Annotated in this window: 4 protein-coding genes; all 4 read right to left on the bottom strand. The window is 42.7% G+C overall.

All coding sequences use genetic code 11. The features are described from left to right. Positions 1-235: 235 nt before the first annotated feature. Positions 236-877 (bottom strand): YitT family protein, encoded by a 642-nt coding sequence (locus LD39_RS15425; protein ID WP_035549208.1) that lies wholly within the window; start codon positions 875-877, stop codon positions 236-238. 184 nt (positions 878-1,061) lie between these two features. Continuing rightward, entirely contained in the window at positions 1,062-1,436 is a 375-nt protein-coding gene (locus LD39_RS15430; RefSeq protein WP_035549211.1) for a hypothetical protein, read from the bottom strand. Then, complete coding sequence (locus LD39_RS15435; RefSeq protein ID WP_035549215.1) at positions 1,408-1,965, bottom strand: acyl-CoA thioesterase; 558 nt, start codon at positions 1,963-1,965, stop codon at positions 1,408-1,410. The genes LD39_RS15430 and LD39_RS15435 overlap by 29 nt, the downstream gene beginning before the upstream one ends. Positions 1,966-2,161: 196 nt before the next feature. Beyond that, the coding region (locus tag LD39_RS15440) for a LysR substrate-binding domain-containing protein (protein ID WP_035549218.1) at positions 2,162-2,458 on the bottom strand (297 nt) is incomplete at its 5' end.

The raw sequence follows: 2,458 nt of genomic DNA on the forward strand, positions 1-2,458 counted from the left end.
CCTGTGGGATTCAAAGGGACAGGTGAGACCCCGGAGGACGAAGTTCGAGGAGGCTCAGAGCCCTCCCACGGAAAGCGAGTGATTTCCCGGCACTCCTTTCTCCATCCAAGGCAACGGAAACAGCCATTATCTTGAAACTGAGTCTTCAACAATCGGGAGCTTTAATGGAATAGAAATCAATAGCGAGATTTAACAGGGATATGGAAATAAAAAAGTCCTCTTTAAAAGAGAACTTTTACAAATAGCTTTCCTGATAGACTTTTTCTCCTTGCGGGTGGAATCTGTAATAAAGGGGATAAGCTCTTGTATAACAAAGCTGAATAACAGGACCTAAGAAAATCATCGGTGCAATCGTCCCTAGTCCAACAGGGCCTCCAATCGCCAGGGCAAGAGAAGTCATGATCACCGCGACCAAGGTTTGACCTGTTTGAATACTCAAGTTGAAACGATTACTGACGGCCAGAAACAGTTGATCGACCGGTGCACGCGGAAATTGCGGAAGGATATAAATCGCTACCCCCAATCCGATAATCGCTACTCCTGATAACAAGGCAAAAACTTGCAGGATAAATGGAGCTGTTGATAAATCAACATTCGCGAAAACGATCTCCAGCCAAAAGTCTAAAATAAGGCTTTCTAAAAATACAGGAATGACTGCTCGAACTTCTGGCAGCTGATTCATCAGTTTGGCATTGATGAAGATGATGATCAGCTGAAATGCCCCATACCAGAACCCTACGGTGTACCCGAGGTGATCCGAAACTCCGATGAAGAACGATGTCCAGAAACCGGCTCCTAATGTTGCATTGATGAGTAACGCTACTCCAAAGAAGTTGATCAACATTCCCGCCACGTAAACCAAGGAGCGATAAAGCATGACGAACTCCTCCCTTCTCCATAAAAAAATGTGGTCACGATAGAGACACTGTCTCGAAATCGTGACCACATTTTATTAGCGATTATTCTATGCGTCAATCGATGAAACTCACTTGAAATATAATTTTTACATTTTGGCTATAACCGTTGGCAGTACTGGGGTTTAGTCTCTTAATTTTCCAGGATTATTTAATGATTGTGGACCCTTTCAGCATTTCTGGCTTCGCCCCTAAAATAAGGAGAAATAGTTTAGGGTAGCCGACTTTTTTATGCTTATTCAACCGATCCTGTACAATTTGGACATCTTCATGGGCGGTGAGTTTACCTACTTCCTTTTGATAAAGGGAAAGGATGGATTCTTTCACATACTCTGGATGATACGGCTTTAGATCTTCATCCATAAGCAGCGACCCCATATAGCCATACTTAATTTGGAGCTGACGCGTCAAACTCACGACGTGGAGAAGCTGATCAAAAACATCCGGGTGTGTTCGCTTCAATTCTTCAAAATCTTCTTTGGCCGCTGTCAATTCACCCAAGCTGGCTAATGTTTTCAACATATTCTTCCTCTCCTTTTTCCCATGGTTTTTCGAGACCGATGATATCTGTCAGTTCGCGGCTGTGCTCGCGTCTTACTCTTCTTGTTTTCGCACGTTCTTCACCTGATCTGTAAAGGAATTTCTCTTCTTCTGTTTCAGGAACGACATCCGGGACTTTGATTGCTTTTTTATTTTCATCAAGGGCAACAAATGTTAGGAAAGCAGTGGCTGCCATACGGCGATGCCCTGTAATCATATCTTCTGCAATGACTTTGCAGAAAATCTCCATCGATTTTTTTCCTGTATAAGAAACGAATGATTCTACACAAACGGAGTCGGTCTGATGGATCGGGTGCAAGAAATCAATCGAGTCGGTGGAAGCTGTTACACATTCCTTCACTCGAGCGTGACGTCTTGCAGATAACGTGGCGTTATTGTCCAATTTCTTCATAAGGACACCGCCAAACAATGTATTGTAATTATTCAAATCATTGATCATAACTTGATCGGTATTGATGATTAAACTATCCTTAGGACTTTTCGCTTCCATAGTTCCCTCTTCCTTTCAGTACGTATTCATCGCTAAGCGCTTATTCATAGTGACATGTCTCTACAAAAAGGATGATACATTCAGTGTAAGGACCCTTGTCGGAAAAGTGAAATAGTGATTCATCATGTGTTGCATAGACGTTATCTATGTAAATGTTTACATGCATGCTTCACGGGCATAAAAGAGACCAGCCGTTTCAGCTGGTCTCTGCAGAATGATCGGTTAAACGCTCTTGAATGTACGTTAACCATTCTTTTGTAGCATAGGATAGGTAGCGTTCTTTCGGCCAAATGATGGCAAGCTCCCATTCGACAGTCGGCTGGGTGACCTTGATCGCCTTGACAACCTCTTTTAATAGATTTGCTACACTTTTCGGAAGGATGGATATCCCTAAATTCGAAGTAATCATTTTTCCAATGAAGTCCCATTGGGAGCTCTTCGAAATCACTTTTGGGAGAAAACCGGCTTCTTTACACGCATGCGTAATTCTATC

This window comes from Halobacillus sp. BBL2006 (genome assembly GCF_000786645.1).
Classification (GTDB): Bacteria; Bacillota; Bacilli; order Bacillales; family Halobacillaceae; genus Halobacillus.